The sequence below is a fragment of the Pacificimonas pallii genome (assembly GCF_019204005.1).
GTDB lineage: Bacteria > Pseudomonadota > Alphaproteobacteria > Sphingomonadales > Sphingomonadaceae > Pacificimonas > Pacificimonas pallii.
In genome coordinates this window covers 428,175-443,347 of the sequence record NZ_JAGSPA010000001.1, presented here as the reverse complement: position 1 = coordinate 443,347, position 15,173 = coordinate 428,175, and the positions used below count along the sequence as shown (strand labels likewise).

The following is a 15,173-nucleotide window of genomic DNA, read 5'->3' as shown; positions in this document are numbered from 1 at the left end:
TTGCGTCTGTTGTTTCTGGCACTATGGTTCGCCGGTACTGCAAGGGCAATGCTGCCTAATTCGAGTGGGAACCGCTATGTTCGATGCCGCGTTTCATGCCGCGATCGGCACCGTCTTTCAGGCGGTGATCGACTATCCGAACATCGACCCCGTCTGGTTCACGATCCCGCTGCCCTTTGTCGATTTCGACCTGCCGATCCGCTGGTACAGCCTGAGTTACATCGCCGGGATCCTGCTTGCCTGGTGGTATATGCTGCGCCTGATCCAGCGCCCCGGCGCGCCCATCGCCCGGCGGCACGCGGACGATCTTGTGACCTGGCTGACACTGGGCGTGATTCTCGGCGGGCGCGTCGGCTCGATCCTGTTCTACAGTCCGGAGCGGTATTTCGGTCCCGACGGCAGTTTGCTCAACATGCTGAAATTATGGGAGGGCGGCATGTCCTTTCACGGCGGGGCGGTGGGCGTCGCGATTGCCATGTTCCTTTACGCCCGGAAGGAAAAGCTGAACTGGCTGCGCCTGTGGGATTATGTGGCCTGCACCGTGCCGTTCGGCCTGTTCTTCGGGCGGCTGGCGAATTTCGTGAATGGAGAGCTTTATGGCCGCCCGGCGGATGTGCCCTGGGCCATGGTCTTCCCCGGCGGCGGTGCGGAGCCGCGCCATCCAAGCCAGCTGTACGAGGCCGGTCTGGAGGGGATCGCCCTGTTCGTCATCCTGTGGCTGCTGTTCTGGAAAACCGATGCGCGGTACAAGCCGGGCCTGCTCGCGGGGACATTTGTCGGCGGATATGGCGTGTTCCGGTTCTTTGTGGAATTCTTCCGCATGCCTGACGACAATCTCGGTTTCCTCACCTTCGGCATGACCATGGGGCAGTGGCTCTGCGTGCCGATGATCCTGCTCGGCGCCTACCTGATCTTCACCGCCAATGGCCGCCGCCAGCGTATCGAGCCGATTTCGGGCGCGCATGCGCAGCAGTGAGTGATCTTAACGACGTTCTTGTCGCGCAGATTGCCGCGAACGGCCCGCTGACGGTCCATGATTATATGGAGCGGTCGAACACGGCCTATTACGCCGCGCGCGATCCGCTGGGCGCGGCGGGCGATTTCACGACCGCGCCGGAAATCAGCCAGATTTTCGGCGAGCTGGTCGGTGCCTGGATTGCCGATCTGTGGCAGCGGGTCGGCGCGCCCGCGCGTTTCCGGCTGATCGAGCTTGGCCCGGGGCGCGGCACGCTGATGGCCGACGCCCTGCGCGCCAGTCGGCATGTGCCCGGATTTCAGGACGCCGCGCTGGTCACCTTTGTCGAGACGAGCCCGGTTCTGAGGGCGGCACAGGCCGGGATCGTTCCCGGCGCGGATCACGCCCGGTCACTGGCCGATATCCCGGACGACATGCCGCTGATCGTGATCGCGAACGAGTTTTTCGACGCGCTGCCGGTCCGGCAATATGGGCGCGGCGCCGGGGGCTGGCGCGAACTGACCGTGGCGGCGAAGGACGGGCGGCTGGCACGCGAACCGGCGCCTGAACATGTGCGAGAGGCGTGTCCGGCAGGAGAAGCGATCGCGGCGATGGCCGGCGCGCGCATCCTTCGGCAGGGCGGCGCGATGCTGGTGATCGACTATGGCTATTCCGGCGGGGAAGCGGGCGATACGCTCCAGGCCGTGAAGGCGCACCGGAAAATCGACCCATTTGCCAGCCCCGGCACGGCGGACCTGACCGCCCATGTCGATTTTCAGGCACTGGTGAACGCGGCGGGGACCGATGTCCGGGCCTATGGTCCCGTGACACAGGCCGCATTCCTGTCGGCCCTTGGCATCGGTGTTCGCGCCGAGGCGCTGATGCGCCGGGCGGATGATGCGGGCCGGAAGATCATCGCCAGTGCCGTTCACCGGCTGACCGCGCCCGATCAGATGGGCGCGCTTTTCAAGGTGATGGCGCTCGTTCACCCCGAATGGCCGCCGCCTGCCGGATTTGCCGTATGACCAGGATCACCTACCGGACACCGACCGGCGCGGACCTCGAAGAGCTTTGCCAGCTTGCCAGCGACATATTTTCCGGCACGTTCGGGCACCTCTATCCCGCCGAGGATCTGAACGCGTTTCTGCGGGAAGCGTTCGGGCCGGCGGGCATGTCGGCCGAATTTTCCGATCCGGAATATCAGTTCCGCGTGGCCGAGGCGGATGGCCGCCTGATTGGCTATGTGAAACTCGGGCCGCCCTCATTGCCCGTCCCCGACGACGGCCGCAGCAGGATCGAGCTGCGCCAGCTTTATGTGTCACCGGCATTTCACGGCACCGGCGTCGCGGCAGCGCTGATGGACTGGGCGCTTGACCGCGCGCGGCGTTCGGGCCGCGACGATTGCTATCTCAGCGTCTACAGTGACAATCCGCGCGCGCAGGCCTTTTATCGCCGCTACGGTTTCGAAGAGGTGGGCCGGTTCCACTTCATGGTCGGCCGCACGGCGGATGATGAACGCCTGTGGCGTCTGGCGCTAAGCGACTGATCGGTCGCGATTTGGCGGCTGCCAGTCCGCCGCCTTGCGAAGCATTGCCATTTCCGGGGTCGTAAGCTGCGCCGCGGACGTGTGTTCGAACGCGGCCTGCGCCTGCACTTTCGCCTGTTCCCCGAACAGGGCGTGATCCGCCCTTGCGATCAGTTCAAGCTGGCGCTGCAAGCGGATCTGGACCTCGACGACACCGGCGCCGTCCCTTGCGATGGCATTATAGAAGTCGTGCATCAGATCCTCGATCTGCACGTCCGGTGCGTAAATCCGCTCGAAAAGCTCGGTCTGCTCTTCCTGCGAGCCGTCGGAATAGGCCAGAAACACGCGCGTGCCGCTGGCCAGCACGTCGATCGCCGTGCCGGGGTCGTTCACCGCCGGGCTGAGCGCACGGCTGGCGACTTCCGACAGAACGACAAATCCGTATCGCGGGTCCTGGTCGTAATTGCGTTCATTCCCGATCGTGAATGCAGCCATGACCTTGTCGCGCGGGCCGCTGTCCAGTTCGGGAACGGCGTAGGCGACGGGAACGTCCGGGGTCACGAACCGGCCGGGTAACCTGACAAGGTGGATGTCGGCGTCGCAGTCGTCGCAGGCTTCCCGCAGGGTGCCCATGTCGACATGCTGAATATATCCCGCCGAATGCGCGTAGATGGGCGCCGCCCCTTCGGGGATCGGCACGGCGGCATTGGCGCCCAGGCGCGGGCGCTGCGCCCAGTTCCGTGCAGCCGCGACCGCCCGCTTCTCCACCCGCGCCGTGGTATCGCCGACACGTCCGAAATAGTTCAGTTCCTGAATCCAGCGGAGCAGGGCGGCGACCACGATGAAGATCACCACCAGCGTCGCGAAGAACAGGATGATACGGCCATTATTGCCGTAGATATTCGCCGCCAGACCGACAATGCCGACGATGGAGAACAGGAAGGTACCGATGAACGTCGCCAGCGTGTTGGTGGCGACGCTGTCGGTAATCAGCAACTTGGTGGCGCGCGGCGTGACGTTGCTGGTGGCGCTGCCATAGGCCGATACCATGATGGACAGGGAAAAGGTGGTGACCGCGAGCATGGACGATGCGAGGATGTTCAGAATGTTGCCGACCGATCCGGCGGCGAGCTTCAGTTCCCACGTCGTCGGAAGATAGGGGCCGATGATGACGGCAATGAGGGCGGTCGCCACGGCCGCCACGCTGAACATGGTCGCGCGGACCCACATGCGCTGGCCGAACTGACGGAAGAGCCAGCGCCATTTCCCGACCAGATAGTCGCCCGTCGATCCGCCCATATTCCTGGCTAGCCCGTTGCCGGGGGAACGGCGTCGCCGACGGACATGTTCGCGCCGGCATTGCCGGTCGGCACGATCTCGACCACGATGTCATGCTCCTCGACCGACTGCGCTTCGGGTTCCCAGAAGCCATAATATTTGCCGCCGCGCACGATGCGCACGGCAAGGCCGCCCTTGCACGACGTCAGCGGTCCGCCGACTTCGCCGATCTCGACGCGGCGTTCGATCAGCTGCACCCGGCCCGATGCGACGACCAGGTCGGTGATATAGTCGACCACATGGCTTCCCGTCGCTGCCCGCGCCAGCAGGTGACCGCCCAGGGCAACCGGGTTGATCACCGTGTCAGCGCCCGCCTTCTTGACCAGGAACTCGTTTTCTTCCGACTTGATGATCGCGCTGATCTTGACAGTCTCGTTCATCTGGCGCGCGGACATGACGATCAGTGCGGAAGTGTCATCGCGCCCGCCCGCGGCGACAAAGCTGCGCGCATGTTCGATATTCGCCATCTGCAGCGTGGCGTTGCGGGTGGCATCGCCCATCAGCGTGATACAGCCGACGCTCAGCGCCCGTTCGAGGACCTCCTCGCTGGGGTCGATCACCAGGATCTTGCCCGGTTCGATGCCATTTTCCATCAGCTCGTGCACCGCGGCGCCGCCGGTCGTGCCAAAACCCGCGATGATGAAATGGTCCTTCAGCTCTTTTTGTACGCTTCTCATGCGCCATTGCTCCCAGCTGCGACGGACGACGAAATTATAGGCTGTGCCAATGAACAGCAGCCAGATGAACAGGCGGATCGGCGTGACGACAATCGCCTCGAACAGCCGCGCTTCTTCGGTGATCGGCGCAATGTCGCCATAGCCGACCGTGGTGATCGTCACCATGGTGAAGTAGATCACATCGATGAAACTGATGTCGCCATCGACGGTATCGACCAGCGCGTCGCGTCCGAACCAGTGCCCGGCAAGGGCGACACCCAGCAGCATCGCGACGAGCCCGCCGCGAAATACCAGATTGCCCCAGGGACTTAGCCGGTCGGGTTTTCTGAGGCGCAGCGTGCGGTCACGTTCCACCTTCATGGAAAACATGCCCGGCATCTGCGGCGGCATTCTTTCGGACATTATGCGGGTGATACCTCCACAAGCCTCACTGCCTTGCCATGGCGGCTTCGTAAAGCTGGCGATAGGCGGAGATCATCACGCCTTCATCATATTCCGCCTTGACCTTCGCCAGATTGGCCGCGCCGACCGCCCGCCTGAGCGCCGCGTCGCCGATCAGGCGGGCGAGATTGCGGCCCAGCGCCTCGGCATCCGCCGTGCGCGCGAGCAGCGGGCGGTTTTCCTTCGCGACAATCGCCTCGATATCCCCGACGCGCGTGGAGGCGGCGGGCAGACCCGCCGCCATCGCCTCGACAAGGCTGATCGGAAATTGTTCACTGTCGCTGGACAGCGCGAAGATATCGAACAGGCCGACATAGCGCGAGGGATCGGCCAGAAAGCCGGGCATGATCAGGCGGTCGGCGACGCCCGCGGTCTCGGCGCGCGTCATGATCGCCGCTTTTTCCGGCCCCTCGCCCACGATGATCAGCCGCGCGGGCACGTCGACCAGCCGCGCGGCGACGGCGAAGGCGTCAACCAGTCGCGGCAGGTTCTTGATCTTGCGAAGACCGGCCAGCGTGCCGACCACGACCTCTCCGGCCCTGGGCGTGTGGCCGGGAATGGCACTGGCGGCTGGCGGCGCGGCGAAACGCGACGTGTCGATGCCGTTCGAAATCCGCTGCACGCGCGCACGCGGCTGCCGCCACTGGCCAAGCGCGAGTCCCTCCAGCACCTGCGACGGCACGACGAGCTTTTCCACCGCCGGCAAGGCAAGGCGGCGATACAGCACGCGGGCGGGCTTCTGCCTGTCGCGCTCATCCTCGTTGAAACCGTCTTCATGGTGGATGAGCGGCGTGCGTCCGAACAGGCGGCGCGCCAGCACGGCGTCCATGGCGCCGAAATTATAGCTGAGCGCGAGGTCATAGCCGCCGCCGTCAATGGCCCGCGCCAGCCGCTTCAGGCGCGCAGGCGCGGGCTTTCCGGCAAGAGCGGGAAAGTCCGTCAGCAGGCGGGCATCGATACCGGGTTCCACCGCATCCATGGCGGCCGCCGCGCCGGGTACCGCCGTTACGATGTCATGCGCGAAATCCGAACCGAATGCGTTCATCAGGCGGACGGCGCGCGCCTCCTTGCCGCCAAGGTCAAAGGTCGAGTGCAGGTGCAGGATTCGGCGCGCGGGCATATTTAAGCGCCTATAGACCGACGGTAGTAGCCTATAAACCCATACTGATCTAAGGCGCGCCGAATGGGCGGTCTGTACCTTATCAAAGACGATGTTCGCGCGGCTGACGCCGTCGCGGGCGCGCGCGCGCAGTTCGAACGCCACGGCTTCCGGAATTTCACGGATATCTGCGTGCCGGGCTTTGCCGGGTTCCACACACCGCCTTTCCATGGCGGCCCCGAATCGCTGTTCATCAGCGGCGACGATCTGATCGCCGTCGCCGGCACGATGAGCTATGACGGCAAGCTGGGGACGAAGGCGCTATCGGCCCTGCTGGCGGACTTCAGCTTTCCGTTCACCGACTGGACCCGCATCCGCGGTCAGTTCGTGCTACTGGTGAAGAAAGCGGGCCGCGCGTTTCTGATCACCGATTATTTCGCGGCCTTCCAGCTGTTTCATGATGCCGACGACCGGGTCTTTTCCACCAGTTTCCTCGCGACGGCGCAGTCGCTCGACAAGGTCAGGTTCGACGCGCAAAGCGTTTACGAGTTCGCGTTCAACGTCTTTCCAACCGGCAATGACAGTATTTTGCGGGAAATCGGCCGCACCGGGCCCCGGCATCAGGTCGAGCTTGGCGATGTCGTCACGCGTGCGGCGGTCGAAAAGCCGCTGCCCGCCGCCGCCACCCGCACACCGGTGGAAGAGCGCATTGCGGTGACGGCCGGGCATTTGCGCAGTCTCGTCGCGCCCTATGCCGACCATTATGGCGACAAGGTCCAGTGTCCGCTGTCCGGCGGCCTCGATTCCCGTCTGGCGCTGGCGCTGCTGCGCGATGCCGGCGTCAGGCCGCACGTCTATGTCTACGGCGCGCCGGGCGACGGCGATGTCGAGATCGCGCGCAACATCGCGAAGGGTGAGGGGTTTGAGCTCGAGGTCTTCGAGAAGGCGAAGCACCATGCCGTGACGCCCGATGAGTTCGAAGAGATGGTGGCGCGGAATTTCCAGGAGACGGATGCCCTCGTCACCGATGGCGGCCTGTTCGACAATGGCGGCAATGCCGCCGCGCGCCATGCGCGCCAGCGGGGCGGTCAGCTGGCGGTTTCGGGTGGCTGCGGCGAGGTGTTCCGCAACTTCTTCTACCTGCCCGACCGCCGCATGACGGCGCGCGATGTGGTCGGCGCCTTCTTCGCCCGCTATACGTCCGCCGACGTCGTCCCGGAGTTCAAGCCGGAAAAGTTCCTCGGCAATCTGGAGGCGAAGGCCATTCGCGCCGTTGGCGAGGAATATGCCGGGACGCGCCTGCCGCGCCCGGTCATCGAACAGCTCTATCCGCGCATGCGCTGCCGCGCCTTTTTTGGCCGCGAGATCAGCCTTGTCGGCCGTCAGGGTGGCTATCTGATGCCGTTTTTCGACCACCGGGTCGTGTCCGACGCGCTGACCCTTCCCATCGGCCTGAAGAATGCGGGCGTGTTCGAAGCCGAGCTGCTCGCCCATATCGACCCGGCACTGGCGGCCTACCCCTCATCCTATGGCTATGCCTTCAACCAGAAGCCGACGGTGGAGCACCGCATGTCCGAGTTGGGCACGCGGGTCCGGCCGCCCTGGATGCGCAAGCGGTCCTATGCGCTGCGCCGCCGCCTCGGCGCGATCGAGGACGAGCATGGCGGGCTCCTGACGCCCGCCTTTCTCGGCCGTGTCCTCGACCTGCATTTCCCGCATATGAGCCGGTTTTTCCGCGTCGAGAACATCGCCGATACGGGCCTCTACCGCCGGGTGGCCGCGCTCGAATATCTGGCGCAGCATCTGGAGGACCGGCTCGCCTGATTTTTCGCGTTTCGGCCGCGCCGCTGCCGGATCGGGAACGAAATGAGCCGATTTGACTTTCACTCATATCTCGCCATATCAAGAAAGTTCGTTCTGGGGAGTTTGAGTCGAAATGGCCACGCGTGCCGACACAGGTGCGGGCGAAGCCCGCGCCCGCCGTTATGATCCCGCCGAGACGCGCCAGCGCGTGCTTGAGGCTGCAAATGAACTGTTTTCAAAACAGGGGTTTGCAAAGACGGGCACGGCTGACATCGCGCGCGCGGCGGACGTTTCCGAGGGCTCCATCTTTTATCATTTCGGGTCGAAGCGCGCCCTTCTTGAGGAGCTTGGCCGCGCCTATGGCGAACGCATGTGCCTCGCCATGCAGCGCGATGACGCGCTGGGGGACATCACCCCGGCAATGTCCATTCGCCGCTGCTTCACCTATTGCGAGACGCATTCGACCTGGGAAGAGCTGGTGCACGCGAACAGCGCCGATGGCACGAAGGCGGGGATGAGCAACAATCCCGATGCGGAGCCCTTCTACCGGGCATCCCGTCAGGTCATCGTCGACTGGGTGGAGCAGCAGTATGAAGCCATGAAGGCCCAGCACGACCTCAAGCATCTGAATGTGCCGATTGCCGCGGCGCTGACGTGCGGCGTCGTCGGAGATGCGCTGGACCTTGCCTTCGGGCCGGAGATCAGCGACGAGGTGCGCAAGGAAGTCGAAGACGAGACCGTGCGCTTCATTTCCGCGGCCTGCGGCATGGATCACTGCATCGACAGCTGCTCCCAGAAGGGCGCTTGACCGCCTACCGGGCCGACCCGGCGATCCTGTCGCTGGGCGAGGACATGTTCGCCGCCGTCACGCCTGCGGCCTTTCCGGAAACGGTCATCAGATTTCGGAATGACCGCGCCGCTGCGGAGGTCGGCCTCGATCATCTGAACGACGTTGAGTGGGCGCGGCATTTCGGGCGCTTCGAGGCGCTGCCGGACAATCTCCGGGTGCCGCTGGCGCTGGCGTATCACGGCCACCAGTTCCGCAGCTACAACCCCGATATCGGCGATGGCCGCGGGTTTCTGTTCGCGCAGCTGAGGGACGGCGATGGCAGGCTGATGGACCTTGGCACCAAAGGCACCGGCCGTACGCCGTTTAGCCGCACCGGTGATGGCAGGCTGACCCTGAAGGGCGGTGTCCGGGAAATTCTGGCGACGGAAATGCTGGAAGCGCTTGGCGTTGAGACCAGCCGTACGTTCAGCATCATCGAAACCGGCGAAGCGCTCACCCGCGGCGACGAACCCAGCCCGACGCGCAGCGCCGCGATGGTCCGCCTTAGTCACAGCCATATCCGCTATGGCAGCTTCCAGCGGCTCGCCTATCGGAAGGATGCCGTGACGATGGAGCGTCTGACGGATTATTGCCTGGCGCATTTGGCCGGTATGTCCGATGTCCCCGACCGGTATGCGGCGTTGATGGATTATGCCGTTTCCGGCGCGGCGCGGCTGGCCGCGTCCTACCGCGCGGCGGGGTTCGTGCACGGCGTCCTCAACACCGACAATATCAACATCACCGGCGAAAGTTTCGATTACGGTCCCTGGCGGTTCGCCCCGCGCTGGGATGACGGCTTCACGGCGGCCTATTTCGATCAGTTCGGCCTTTACAGTTTCGGCCGGCAGGCGGAGGCGCTGCAATGGAACGTGCACCAGCTTGCCCTCGCCCTGCGTACCGTCGCGGAGGCCGACAGCCTGATCCCCGCGCTCAAATCCTTCCCGGACCGGTACGAGGCGGCGCTTGCGGCGGCGCTGCTGACGCGCCTTGGCATTCAGGCGCAGGATCAGGAGAATGACACCCGGCTTGCGCGCGCCTGGGAGGCGGCGCTTGCCGCGAGCGAGATCGAACCCGACCGGGCCTTTTTCGACTGGCGCGGCGGCACGCGGCGGCGCGATCACGCGGCCTATGAGACACCGGCATTTCACGCGTTTGCGGCGCTTGCGACGGACTACAGCGCTGTACCCGGCGCGACGGACCATGAATATTGGTCGAACGACGCGCCCTGCTCAATGCTGATCGAGGAGATGGAGGCGCTATGGGCGCCCATTGCCGAGGATGACGACTGGGCACCGCTGGAAAGCAAGATCGACGTGATCCGCCGCATGGGCGAAGCGCACGAAGGGTTGCGGGTGCCGGACGACCAGCGATGACGCCCGGCAGGACCTAAACTGAGGCCATATCAAAAACCGATCATCCTGAGCGTAGTCGAAGGACGCACCCAACTCGCCGCAAAACCATGGTACGTCCTTCGACAGGCTCAGGATGATCGGAATTAGGTGAACTGTATCGGTGCACCTTCGGGCGGCGGCCGACGCCACGCCCTCAGCGCGTATAGCCGCAATTCTGGTTGGGCGGTTCGGGGATGTCGGACCAGTCGCCGGACGCGCGCGCTTTTCGCTCGGCCTTCTCGCGGTCCTTTTCCCACCGCTCGCAGTCCTTGCGCATCCTGCGGATGAACTTCTCATCCTTTTCAGAAGCGCTGGTCGTCGCCAGGTCGACCGCCTTCGACCCCGCCTTCACAGGCAGGGTGGCGACATCGACCGCGGTGTCGACCACGGCCTTTGCGAGGCAGCCGGACAGGGCGGCGGGCAGGATGAGGGCAAGCAGGATACGCATGGGCAGTGCCTTTGAGGTTGGGCCGATGACCGCAGCATGAAGGGACCGCGACACGGCCGGCGGGTTGAGATCAGCGCTGGGCGAGCTTCTTCAGGAAATGTGCCTCCACCGCGCGGCGCACCCCTTGCGCGATTTCACGCTGGCCTTTTTCGGAAAACAGGTACTTGCTGTCCTTCTCGTTAGACATATAGCCGGTTTCCAGCAGGACGGCCGGAACATCCGGCGCTTTCAATACCAGAAACCCCGCGAACCGGTGAAAATGACTGCGAAAGGGGACACCCGTCGCCACCATCTCACGCTGCAGGATGGCCGCGAATTCCGCGCTGTTATTCATGGTTTCCCGCTGCGCCAGATCGATCAGGATCGACGTTACATCGTCATTTTCGGTTTCCAGATCGACACCTGAAATCAGGCCCGCACGGTTTTCGCGCTGGGCCAGGCGCGCAGCCTCCTGATCCGATGCGGTCTCGGACAGCGTGTAGATGGTGGCCCCCGACACTTCGGGTTTCTGCGGGAAGCTGTCGGCGTGCACGCTGATGAACAGCTGCGCATTGTTGCGGCGCGCGACATTCGTGCGCTGCCGGTGCGGGATGTAACGGTCGTCATTACGCGTCAGAATGGTTCGCACGCGCCCCGACGCGTCCAGCTCGCGCTTGATGGCCTTGGCGATGGCCAGCACCGCATCCTTTTCCTGCTTGCCATTGACGCTGGGGGAGCCCGGATCGCGGCCACCATGCCCCGGGTCGATCACGACGACCGGCAGGCCTGTCTGCACCCGCCGCTGCGGTGCCCGCCGCTCGCCGCGCGGTACCGTCGCCGCGGCGGGCGCGGCGGCTGCGGTCTGCGCGTTCCGGTCCGGCGCCGGCGCCGGTTTCGGTTTTGGCGCTGGCGCTGGCGGCGGCGGCGGTGCTGCCGCAATCACAGCGGTTTCCGGCGCTGGCGCGGATTTGGCCGCCAGGGGCGCGGCCTTCGGACCGTCCAGTTTCGTCCGGCCCCGCGCCGCAAGGCGCGCGAAATCAACCGCGGGGCCCGCGGCAAGTGTCACTGTCAGCGTTCGTCCGTTCGCCGCGCTTCCGGTGATTTGCGCAGGTTCGGCCAGGTCGAGCACGATGCGGGCCGTCGCCGCGTCGAATTGCGCCGTCCTCACCTGCTGGACGGCGCCCGCGCCTGGATAGGTCGCCTGTCCCGCCTCGGCACCCGGCACATCGATCACCAGCCGGTCAGGCGATGTCAGCGCAAAACTGCTCGGCGCGTCAAAGGCGCCATCGAAGGTCAGGGTCAGTGTCACGGCATTCGCATCGGCGGTGACATTCGCGCCCGTCAGCGTTTCGGCGCGCCCTCCCGCCGGTATCGCCAGCATCATCAGGCCGACAAAAGCTATCCACAGAGTTGTCCACGGTTTTTCTGACATGTTTCGCTCCGGGAACGGCCTTCTTTTCCAGTGACTTGTTAGCAGTTTATTCAAGGAAGTTCCTGGAATCCTACGCGCCGCACGGCAGAATCGCAACCACCGCGCGGCGCCTGCCGGTCAAGACGTGTTGTTCAGCGCGCGCTTTGGTGCTAGCCATCGCCAGATAGACGGGCGATATCGCTCTTTCTGTACAACGGTTTCCGGCCTCAATTCGGCCCGCCGTGGCACCCCGCCGATTTCCGGCCGGGGGCAAATTTGAAGGTTTTGGCCAGACGGCATGATGATGCAGCACCACATAGCGGGTTTCCGGTTCACCGGCCTCGCAACGTGCGCTTCACCCATGTTTCTGGCATCCGCTTTTTCATCCACTGGCCGCGCCGAAATACCGGCGCGCGCCCCATCATATATCCGACCCGCGCTTTCCATGGTGAGAGCAGCAAGAGCGCTATGCGTCGGACCACGGAGACATAATAATGGCAACGCGCATGCTGATCGACGCGCGCCACCCGGAAGAAACCCGGGTTGCAGTCGCGAATGGAACACGGATTGAGGAGTTCGACTTTGAGTCGGCTGCTCGCGCCCAGATCAAGGGCAATATCTATCTTGCCAAGGTAACACGGGTCGAGCCGTCGCTACAGGCGGCGTTCATCGACTATGGCGGCAACCGTCACGGTTTTCTGGCCTTTTCCGAAATTCACCCTGATTATTACCAGATTCCGAAGGCGGACCGCGAAGCGCTGCTGGCGGAGGAGCGCGCCGCGGCGCAGGAACATGCCGACGACCTCGACGAGGATTCTCCGCATGAAGGGTCTGTCGGTGACGATGAGGATCATGACGACGATGACGGCGAAACGCACAGCGAGGCCGGCGGCGACGATGACCATGTCGACAATCGCGCCAGCGATGCGCTGAGGAAAAAACGCCAGAGCCTGCGTAAAAAATACAAGATCCAGGAGGTCATCAAGCGCCGCCAGGTGCTGCTGGTCCAGGTCGTCAAGGAAGAGCGCGGCAATAAGGGCGCGGCGATGACGACATATCTGTCGCTGGCCGGACGCTATTCGGTCCTGATGCCGAACACGTCGCATGGCGGCGGCATTTCGCGCAAGATCGCCAGTGCCGCGGACCGCAAGCGGCTGAAAAGCATCGTCAATGAGATGAACCTGCCATCGGGCATGGGCGTCATTGTCCGTACCGCCGGTGCAAAGCGCACCAAGACCGAGGTGAAGCGCGACTTCGATTATCTGACGCGCCTGTGGGACGGCATTCGCCAGACCACCCTCGCCAGTGCCGCACCCGCGCTGATCCATGAGGATTCCGACCTGATCAAGCGCGCGATCCGCGACCTCTATTCACGTGAGATCGACGAAGTTCTGGTGGACGGCGCCGAGGGTTACAAGGATGCGCGCGGCTTCATGAAGCTGCTGATGCCGAGCCACGCGAAAAAGGTGAAGGCCTATGAAGACCCGGTGCCGCTGTTCCAGCGCTACCGGATCGAGGAGCAGCTGGCGGAAATGTACCACCCGACGGTGCAGCTGAAATCGGGCGGGTATCTTGTGATCAATCCGACCGAGGCGCTGGTCTCGATCGACATCAACTCCGGCAAGTCGACCCGCGAACATTCCATCGAGGAAACCGCGTACAAGACGAACAAGGAAGCGGCGCAGGAAATCGCGCGCCAGCTTAAGCTGCGCGATATGTCGGGGCTGATCGTCATCGACTTCATCGACATGGATCATTCCAGCAATGTCCGTAAGGTCGAAAAGGCGCTGAAAGAGGCGCTGAAGGATGACCGCGCGCGCATTCAGGTCGGCCGCATTTCGCAGTTCGGCCTGATGGAAATGAGCCGCCAGCGCCTGCGCACCGGGGTATTGGAGGCGTCCACGCACACCTGCCCGGTCTGCAACGGTGCCGGCATCACCCGGACCACGGAATCCGCCGGTCTTGGCGCCATGCGTCTTGTCGAGGCGGAGGCGCTGAAGGGCAAGAACAGCGAATTCACCCTTCATCTGCCGACCGATACGGCGATTTATCTGCTCAACGAGAAGCGGCAGTCGCTTGCCAATCTTGAGGCACGCTATGGCATTTCGCTGACTGTCTGTCCGGAAATCGACATGCATTCGGGCGATATCGACCTGGAAGCGCGCGGCGGTGCGCCAAAGCCGACCGTCGATATCTCGAAACCCGATCTCTCCTCCTCGAACGACGACGAGGATGACGATATCGAGGACGAGGACGATCAGGGCGAGGATGACTCCGAGGAAAATAGCCGTGATGAAAATCATCGTGACGGCGAAGATGATGGTGGCCGTGGCCGTGGCCGCGGACGTCGCAGCCGGGGCGGACGCAATCGCCGCGGTCGTGGTCGCCGCCCCGCTGGCGATGACGATCATGCAAAGGCCGATGCGGAGGATGAGGTGTCCGGCGAGTCCGAAGCCAATGCCGATCCGTCCGCTGCCGCCTCTTCAGGCGGAGACGGCGATGACGAGGCGCCGAAGCGCCGCCGCCGTGGGCGCCGTGGCGGCCGGGGTCGTCGCGGACGTGCCGGTAATGAGGCTGGCGATGATAGCGGCAATGAAGACGGCAGCGACAATCGCGATCGCGGAGACGATGTCTCCGATGCCCGCAGGCAGGCTGAAAAGCCGGTGGCGACGTCGGACGACGAATCCTCCAGCCACCAGGCCGCAAATGACGATGCCGCCGAAGAAAAGCCAAAGCCGCGTCGCCGCCGGGCCGCGAAGACGGTCGATGCGTCCGAGCAGGCTGAGAGCGAAAGCGGCGAGGAGCGGGCTGACGAGAAGCCCAGGCCGCGCCGCCGCCGGGCTGCGAAAACGGCTGACGCCTCCGCAGAGGTGAAGGCAGAGGCGTCCGCAGACGCGGAGACCGAGGCCGGTGTGGATGCCGCAAAGGCTGCGGATGCGCCGAAAGACGAGAAGCCGAAGCGCACGCGCAAGCCGCGCGCAGCGGCAAAATCCGCCGACGATGCGGAGGAGGCGAAACCTGCTGCACCCGCCCGGGCAAAACCCGCGGCCAGGTCATCTGCCAGGTCGGCGGCCAAGACGACAGGGGGCAAGACGACGGCGGCCAAGACGGCGGCGGGCAAGCCAACCGCCAGATCCACGGCGAAGCCCGCACCCAAGGCAGCGGCCGAAACGGCCGGCGCGCCTGCGGATGAACAGGCCGCTGACAGCGGGCCCAAGCGTAAGGGCTGGTGGCAGCGCACGTTCGGCTAGCGCGCTGGCGGGGCCAGACCCCCGAT

12 protein-coding genes are annotated in these 15,173 nt (G+C 64.4%); 7 read left to right on the top strand and 5 right to left on the bottom strand.

The window, feature by feature from the left end; translation table 11 throughout:
- Positions 1–76: 76 nt before the first annotated feature.
- From lgt to KCG44_RS02030, 3 genes are read left to right on the top strand one after another with little or no spacing between them, the layout of a single operon-like run.
- On the top strand, positions 77–976 hold the full coding sequence (gene lgt, locus KCG44_RS02040; protein ID WP_218443899.1) for a prolipoprotein diacylglyceryl transferase: 900 nt from the start codon (positions 77–79) through the stop codon (positions 974–976).
- The gene (locus KCG44_RS02035) at positions 973–1,980 is read left to right on the top strand and encodes a class I SAM-dependent methyltransferase (protein ID WP_369411911.1); all 1,008 of its coding nucleotides are present in this window, start codon (positions 973–975) and stop codon (positions 1,978–1,980) included. The genes lgt and KCG44_RS02035 overlap by 4 nt, the downstream gene beginning before the upstream one ends.
- Positions 1,977–2,501 (top strand): GNAT family N-acetyltransferase, encoded by a 525-nt coding sequence (locus tag KCG44_RS02030; protein WP_218443897.1) that lies wholly within the window; start codon positions 1,977–1,979, stop codon positions 2,499–2,501. Before KCG44_RS02035 ends, KCG44_RS02030 begins: the two co-directional genes overlap by 4 nt.
- Here KCG44_RS02030 and KCG44_RS02025 read toward each other — a convergent pair.
- The 3 genes from KCG44_RS02025 to KCG44_RS02015 are packed head-to-tail and all read right to left on the bottom strand — an operon-like array spanning position 2,490 to position 6,056.
- The gene (locus KCG44_RS02025; RefSeq protein ID WP_218443896.1) at positions 2,490–3,779 is read right to left on the bottom strand and encodes a DUF2254 domain-containing protein; all 1,290 of its coding nucleotides are present in this window, start codon (positions 3,777–3,779) and stop codon (positions 2,490–2,492) included. The two genes, KCG44_RS02030 and KCG44_RS02025, sit on opposite strands and share 12 nt — an antisense overlap.
- Before the next feature lie 8 nt (positions 3,780–3,787).
- Positions 3,788–4,897 (bottom strand): potassium channel family protein, encoded by a 1,110-nt coding sequence (locus KCG44_RS02020; RefSeq protein ID WP_255536259.1) that lies wholly within the window; start codon positions 4,895–4,897, stop codon positions 3,788–3,790.
- A gap of 25 nt (positions 4,898–4,922) precedes the next feature.
- Entirely contained in the window at positions 4,923–6,056 is a 1,134-nt protein-coding gene (locus KCG44_RS02015; RefSeq protein WP_218443895.1) for a glycosyltransferase family 4 protein, read from the bottom strand.
- 63 nt (positions 6,057–6,119) lie between these two features.
- Between KCG44_RS02015 and KCG44_RS02010 the strand changes: the two genes are divergently transcribed.
- The 3 genes from KCG44_RS02010 (at position 6,120) to KCG44_RS02000 (ending at position 10,040) form a co-directional block, all read left to right on the top strand.
- Complete coding sequence (locus tag KCG44_RS02010; protein ID WP_218443894.1) at positions 6,120–7,859, top strand: adenine nucleotide alpha hydrolase family protein; 1,740 nt, start codon at positions 6,120–6,122, stop codon at positions 7,857–7,859.
- 112 nt (positions 7,860–7,971) lie between these two features.
- Complete coding sequence (locus tag KCG44_RS02005; protein ID WP_218443893.1) at positions 7,972–8,646, top strand: TetR/AcrR family transcriptional regulator; 675 nt, start codon at positions 7,972–7,974, stop codon at positions 8,644–8,646.
- On the top strand, positions 8,643–10,040 hold the full coding sequence (locus tag KCG44_RS02000) for a protein adenylyltransferase SelO family protein (protein ID WP_255536258.1): 1,398 nt from the start codon (positions 8,643–8,645) through the stop codon (positions 10,038–10,040). The genes KCG44_RS02005 and KCG44_RS02000 overlap by 4 nt, the downstream gene beginning before the upstream one ends.
- A 172-nt stretch (positions 10,041–10,212) precedes the next feature.
- On the opposite strand, the gene KCG44_RS01995 is transcribed toward KCG44_RS02000, so the two are convergent.
- Entirely contained in the window at positions 10,213–10,506 is a 294-nt protein-coding gene (locus tag KCG44_RS01995; protein ID WP_218443891.1) for a hypothetical protein, read from the bottom strand.
- Between the two features lie 70 nt (positions 10,507–10,576).
- A complete protein-coding gene (locus KCG44_RS01990; RefSeq protein WP_218443890.1) occupies positions 10,577–11,917 on the bottom strand; it encodes an N-acetylmuramoyl-L-alanine amidase in 1,341 nt (446 codons plus the stop codon).
- Positions 11,918–12,390: 473 nt separating this feature from the next.
- Here KCG44_RS01990 and KCG44_RS01985 point away from each other — a divergent pair, with 473 nt between their 5' ends.
- Entirely contained in the window at positions 12,391–15,147 is a 2,757-nt protein-coding gene (locus KCG44_RS01985) for a ribonuclease E/G (protein ID WP_255536257.1), read from the top strand.
- Positions 15,148–15,173 lie beyond the last annotated feature (26 nt).

Bases quoted from the DNA above. Each gene is read 5' to 3' on its own strand.
- lgt (WP_218443899.1), top strand. From the start codon at position 77: ATGTTCGATGCCGCGTTTCATGCCGCGATCGGCACCGTCTTTCAGGCG.
- KCG44_RS02005 (WP_218443893.1), top strand. From the start codon at position 7,972: ATGGCCACGCGTGCCGACACAGGTGCGGGCGAAGCCCGCGCCCGCCGT.
- KCG44_RS01995 (WP_218443891.1), bottom strand. From the start codon at position 10,506: ATGCGTATCCTGCTTGCCCTCATCCTGCCCGCCGCCCTGTCCGGCTGC.
- KCG44_RS02010 (WP_218443894.1), top strand. From the start codon at position 6,120: ATGGGCGGTCTGTACCTTATCAAAGACGATGTTCGCGCGGCTGACGCC.
- KCG44_RS02030 (WP_218443897.1), top strand. From the start codon at position 1,977: ATGACCAGGATCACCTACCGGACACCGACCGGCGCGGACCTCGAAGAG.
- KCG44_RS01990 (WP_218443890.1), bottom strand. From the start codon at position 11,917: ATGTCAGAAAAACCGTGGACAACTCTGTGGATAGCTTTTGTCGGCCTG.
- KCG44_RS02025 (WP_218443896.1), bottom strand. From the start codon at position 3,779: ATGGGCGGATCGACGGGCGACTATCTGGTCGGGAAATGGCGCTGGCTC.
- KCG44_RS02020 (WP_255536259.1), bottom strand. From the start codon at position 4,897: ATGTCCGAAAGAATGCCGCCGCAGATGCCGGGCATGTTTTCCATGAAG.
- KCG44_RS01985 (WP_255536257.1), top strand. From the start codon at position 12,391: ATGGCAACGCGCATGCTGATCGACGCGCGCCACCCGGAAGAAACCCGG.
- KCG44_RS02015 (WP_218443895.1), bottom strand. From the start codon at position 6,056: ATGCCCGCGCGCCGAATCCTGCACCTGCACTCGACCTTTGACCTTGGC.